This window comes from Streptomyces synnematoformans, from assembly GCF_039531005.1.
Lineage (GTDB): Bacteria > Actinomycetota > Actinomycetes > Streptomycetales > Streptomycetaceae > Streptomyces > Streptomyces synnematoformans.
In genome coordinates this window covers 1-4,919 of sequence record NZ_BAAAPF010000423.1, presented here as the reverse complement: position 1 = coordinate 4,919, position 4,919 = coordinate 1, and the positions used below count along the sequence as shown (strand labels likewise).

Below are 4,919 nucleotides of genomic sequence, written 5' to 3'. Positions count from 1 at the left end.
GCGGCACCCGGGTCTGCGTCGGACCCCGCCTCCGCGGGCGGCGGTCAGGCGGCCTCCGCCGCCCGTGCCGCGTCGACGATCAGCGCCTCGAACCCCGTCAGCATCGCCTCCGCGGCCGGTTCGCCGATCAGCCCGGTGTCCACGGTCAGCGACACCGGCATGAAGTGCCTGCTGCTGTACACGTGCCAGGCCACCGACGTCTCCGACTGCCGGCCGAGCGTCTGCCACTCGATCACCGACTGCTCCGGCGGCACGCCGTCCCGCTCGCGCCGGTCCACCGACCGCGCCTCGGTGAGCAGGTCCCGCAGGTCGTTGTACCAGCAGGTCCGGTCCGTCGGCCGGCCGCGCCGCTCGTCCAGCGCGCGCAGGTCGTCCAGCAGCGCGGACTTGTCGTAGTAGGCGTGGTAGTACGTCTTCATCGCCGCCTGCGCCGCGCGCCGGGCCAGCGCCTCGAAGCCGGCGGGCCCGGCGTCCGGGGCGAGCCCGGCGTCGAGCGTGAACAGGCCCTCCAGCGTCACCGTGCTCACCGCCTCCCGCAGCGCCGGCTGGAACCGGTTGCTCACCATCACCTGGAACACGGCGCGGTCGTGCCGCGACTGCCGCGCCACCACCGCCGAGGCGGCGGCGAGCAGGACCGCCGCGGAGCTGATCCGCCAGCGCCCGGCCAGCGTGTGCAGCGCCCCCGGCAGGCTCGGCGAGGCGAGCACCGCCTGCCGGTAGGCCGGCGCGGCGCCCGGCCGGCGGGTGAACAGCCGCTCGGGGGCGTCGCGCAGCGACTCCGTCCAGTGCCGCCGCGCCGCCCGGTCCCGCTTGCGGCCCTTCTCCGACGCCTGGTACGCGGCCTCCGCCAGCGGCTGGTGCCCGCGGCTCGCGGCGCGCAGCGCCGCCGGGTCGGCGCCGCGGAGCAGCTCGGCCAGGGCGTCGCGCAGCACCGTCAGGCCCATCGCGTCGGTGGCGACGTGCGCGAGGACGAGTACGACGCGCACCACCCGCCCGTCGGCGCGCACGAGCGCGGCGCGCACCGGCCACTCGCGGTCGTACGCGAACCGCACGGCGCGCCAGTGGCGTTCGACGGAGTCGGCGAGCGCGGCCGCCGCCCCCGGGTCCGCGGGGTCCTCAGCGTCCTCGGGGTTCCCGGAGTCGAAGACGTACACATCGAACGGGCCGCCGCCGTCCAGCTCCTGCCGCATGGCGCCGCCGTCGCCCACGTGGACGCGGGTGCGCAGCGAGTCGTACACGGTGAGCAGCCCGCGTACCGCCTCGACCGCGCGGGCCGTCGGCAGGGCCGGATCAACGGGCACCACCACCTTGACGTTGGTGCCGTGGTCGTCGGGCTCGGTGTCCAGCATGGCCCGCCGGATGGCCCACTGGCCCCAGGTCACGGGCCCCTCGCCGGCGGGCGCGCCGGCGACGCCGACGGTGACCACGCGGGCGTTGTGGCCCGCCACCTCGCTCAGTTCCGTACGCACAGGTCCCTCCAGTCACAGCTGCGGTGGTCGATGCGGCCGGGCGTGCGGCCGGTGGTGGCGACCGCGGCGGCGTACCCCGGTCCGATCGTGAGGTCGGCGACGGCGTAGTCGACGCCGTCGAGGCGACGGGCCGCCGGGCCGCCGCCGACGTCGCGGCGCAGGAAGTCCAGCAGCCGCCCGCCGGCGGCCTTGGCCCACGCCTCCTTGCGGGACAGCAGCAGGCACAGCCGCCGCACCCGGGCCCGGCCCGCGGGCAGCGCGGCGACCTGCGCCGCCTCGGCGGGTGCGAAGTACCGCCGGGCCAGCGTCAGCGGGTCGCCGTGCGGGTGTTCGGCCTGCAGGTCGACGCCGACCGGCGCGCCGCCGCCGACGGCGACGAGGGCGCGCAGCCCCGAGCGGGACAGGTTCCACTCGCAGCCCCGGCCCGCGCCGGTCAGCGCCGGTTTGCCGGACGGCCCCGGGGCCCAGCCGACCCGCTCGGGCGGCAGCCGCAGGTGGTCGGCGCGCAGCAGCCCGGCGGCGGCGTGCGAGCGGAGCAGCGCCGCGCCGCGTACGGGGTCGGCGAGCCGCGCCGCGCGCGCCCGTACGGCGTCGCCGACCCGGCCGGCGGCGGGGCCCGTGCGTGCTCCCCCGGCGGCGCCGGCCTCCCCGGACAGGTCGACGTCCCACACCCGGACCGCGTGCCCGCCCATCTACGCGCCCTCCGCCGCGCGGCCGAAGCGCTGCCAGGCCGTGGCCAGCAGCAGCCCGCCGATGACGACGTTGCCGGCGGCCAGCGCGACGAAGTACGCCTCGGCGTGGTCCACGGCGCGGGCGATGAGCCCGCCGCCGACGTTGACCGCGCCGAGGTAGACGACGTCGGACGCGATGGTGATGTGCCCGTTGCGCACCTGCTGCAGGCTCATCGTCACCATGTTGAGCAGGCCGAACGCCAGCCAGCTCGGCGCGACGACGGTCAGGTAGTCGTCGGTGAAGGCGGCGGTGCCGGCGTCGTCGCTCATCAGCTCGCCGAGCGGGCCGGCCAGCGCGAAGCCGGCGGCCGCGAGGAGCGCGTAGACCGCCAGCACGTACCGCACGCCCTCGCGCAGGATCGGCCGCAGCAGGTGGCTCTCGCCGGCGCCGAGACTCTGGTTCATGGTGATCGCCACGGCCGAGCCGAGCGCGATCGCGGGCGACAGGGACAGCACCTGGACGGCGTGCGCGCCGCCGTAGCCGGCGACGGCTTCCGGGCCGAAGTCCGACAGCACCCACAGCGAGGTGTAGTTCATGCCGGCGATGAAGAGGTACGACACGGCCACCGGCACCCCGACGGTGACCAGGATGCCCACGGTCTGCCGCAGCGGCTCCGCCGGACCGCCGAGGCGCAGCAGCCCCGTGCGCGCGAGCAGGACCAGCCCCGCGGTCAGGCCGACCACCGAGGCGCCGGCGATGGACGCGGGCACCGCGAAGACGCCCATGCCGCCGTAGAAGCCGAGCACCCACACACCCAGCACCTGCATGAGGGCCACGGCGACGGTGATGACCGACGCCGCCCGCGCGCTGCCCCAGCCGCGCAGCGTCCCCGCGACCACGGAGGTGAGCACGGCCAGCAGGAACGAGGCGGCCACCAGCCGGGCGAAGAGCACGAAGTCGTCGTGCGAGGCGGCGTCCACGTCGAGCGTCTCCGCCATCTGCGGCGCGGCCACCGCGATGACCGCCGCGGCGACGGCGAAGCAGCCCAGGGCGATGGCCCCGATACGGACCAGCGGCGGCTGCGAGGCGTCGCCGGCGTCCGCGCCGCGGCGGCGGGCGGAGACGACCTGGCTGCTGATCTCGATGCCCTCCTCCAGCGCCAGGAAGAAGAAGGCGACGGGGATGAACAGGGCCCGGATGTACAGCGCGTCGCCGCCCATGTTGCCCAGGAGCGCCGAGATGGCGAACTGCGCGCCGAGGCCGGTGACGACGCCGAGGCAGATGGGGACGGCCAGCCCGCGCAGCCGGCCGCGCAGGTCGGCGGGGGCGGCGGGGGCGGCGGGGGCGGCGTCCGGGGGCGGGTCGCCGTGCTCCTTGACGTCAGTCATCGAGGATCCTGCCTTTCCGGTGGCCCAGGGCGAGGTTGAGCCGCTGCACGGCGCCGGTGCCCTCCATGAACTCGAAGGCCCGGGCGTCCCGGTGGAACTTGTCCAGCAGCGGGTGCTCCAGCCGGGCGCCGGGCCCGAAGAGCCGGAGCGCGTACTCGGAGGTCTCCAGGGCCAGTTCTGCGGCCCGGTACTTGGCGGCCGAGGCGACCGTGCCGTCCCCGGGGTCGCGGTCGGCCTGCCCGGCGGCGGCCAGCACCAGCCGCCGGGTGCCGGCCAGCCGGCGCCGCAGCCCCTCCATCACCTGCGACTCGGCGGCGCGCAGGGCGTGGCGGTGGGTGGCGGCGTAGTCCCAGGCGGCCTGGGCGACGCCGAGGGCCATGGCGGCGACGACGGGCCGGGCGCGGTTGAAGGTGCGCATCGCGCCGACGATGCCGCGGCGGGTCGCGGACAGGTGCATGCCGAGGATGTCGGAGGCGGCCACGGGCACGTCGGCGAGGCGGACCTCGCTGAGCCCGATGGCGCGCATGCCGGTGGTCGGCAGCGCGGTGGCGGTGAAGCCGGGCCGGTCGGGCTCGACGAGCACGGCGACGACGCCGACGGGGCCGGGCTTGATGCGGGCGAAGACCACGCCGAGGTCGGCGCGGACGGCGTTGCCGATGTACTTCTTGACGCCGCTGAGCCGGTACGAGCCGGGGTCGCCAGCCCCGGCCGGGGTCAGCGCGGTGGTCAGCGCGGTGGCGTCGGAGCCGGCGTGCGGCTCGGTGAGCGCGAAGAACGTCCAGGTGGGGCGGGCGGCGAGGGTGGTGTAGTAGCGCTCCTTCTGGTCGTCGTCGCCCAGTTCCTCGGTGAGCACGCCGGAGAGCGAGGGCCCGGGGGCGGCGACCATCAGCGCGGCGTCGCCCCAGGCGAGGCGCTCGTAGACGACCACGCGCTCGACGCAGCTGTGCAGGTGGCAGGGGCGGCCGTCGACGATCAGCGGGTCGGGATTGTACGCGGGCGGCAGGCCGAGGAGGACGGGGAAGTAGGCGTCGTGGACGACGGGGTTGAGGGTCCTGGGGTCGGCGCCGGGCCGGTCCATGGCCAGGGCGGTGGCGCGGAACGCCAGGGCGTACTCCTCGACCGCGGCGCGGAGGCGCGCGGGGTCGGGGGGTGTGCGTGTCGGAGCGGACGGGGTGCGGGCCGGGGCGGTAGTCATGGGCTCACCTCGGTGGCGTGGCGGCCGGTCGCCGGGTCGGCGGCGACGGGGTGGACGTCGGCCAGCAGGTCGACGGCGCGGGCGAGCCGGCCGGGGCCGTCGTCGAGATAGCCGGAGGCGCCGAGCAGCCGCAGCGCGGTGCGCTGCGCGCGGACGAGCACGTCGGCCGCGCGCGCGGCGGAGCCGGGCGCGGCG

At 76.8% G+C, this 4,919-nt stretch carries 4 protein-coding genes and 1 pseudogene; all 5 read right to left on the bottom strand.

The window, feature by feature from the left end:
- Window positions 1-44: 44 nt before the first annotated feature.
- Window positions 45-1,469 carry a condensation domain-containing protein gene (locus ABD317_RS33550; protein ID WP_344295081.1) on the bottom strand — a complete coding sequence of 475 codons (1,425 nt, stop codon included), beginning with the start codon at window positions 1,467-1,469 and terminating at the stop codon, window positions 45-47.
- Window positions 1,454-2,161 (bottom strand): 4'-phosphopantetheinyl transferase family protein, encoded by a 708-nt coding sequence (locus tag ABD317_RS33545; protein ID WP_344295079.1) that lies wholly within the window; start codon window positions 2,159-2,161, stop codon window positions 1,454-1,456. Before ABD317_RS33545 ends, ABD317_RS33550 begins: the two co-directional genes overlap by 16 nt.
- Complete coding sequence (locus ABD317_RS33540) at window positions 2,162-3,529, bottom strand: MATE family efflux transporter (protein ID WP_344295077.1); 1,368 nt, start codon at window positions 3,527-3,529, stop codon at window positions 2,162-2,164.
- A complete protein-coding gene (locus ABD317_RS33535; RefSeq protein ID WP_344295075.1) occupies window positions 3,522-4,724 on the bottom strand; it encodes an acyl-CoA dehydrogenase family protein in 1,203 nt (400 codons plus the stop codon). Before ABD317_RS33535 ends, ABD317_RS33540 begins: the two co-directional genes overlap by 8 nt.
- Window positions 4,721-4,919, bottom strand: a pseudogene (locus tag ABD317_RS33530) (acyl-CoA dehydrogenase family protein); the annotation flags it as partial. The gene ABD317_RS33535 and the pseudogene ABD317_RS33530, both read right to left, overlap by 4 nt.

Excerpts from the sequence above, each read along its gene's own strand:
- ABD317_RS33545 (WP_344295079.1), bottom strand. The coding sequence starts at position 2,161 with ATGGGCGGGCACGCGGTCCGGGTGTGGGACGTCGACCTGTCCGGGGAG.
- ABD317_RS33540 (WP_344295077.1), bottom strand. The coding sequence starts at position 3,529 with ATGACTGACGTCAAGGAGCACGGCGACCCGCCCCCGGACGCCGCCCCC.
- ABD317_RS33535 (WP_344295075.1), bottom strand. The coding sequence starts at position 4,724 with ATGACTACCGCCCCGGCCCGCACCCCGTCCGCTCCGACACGCACACCC.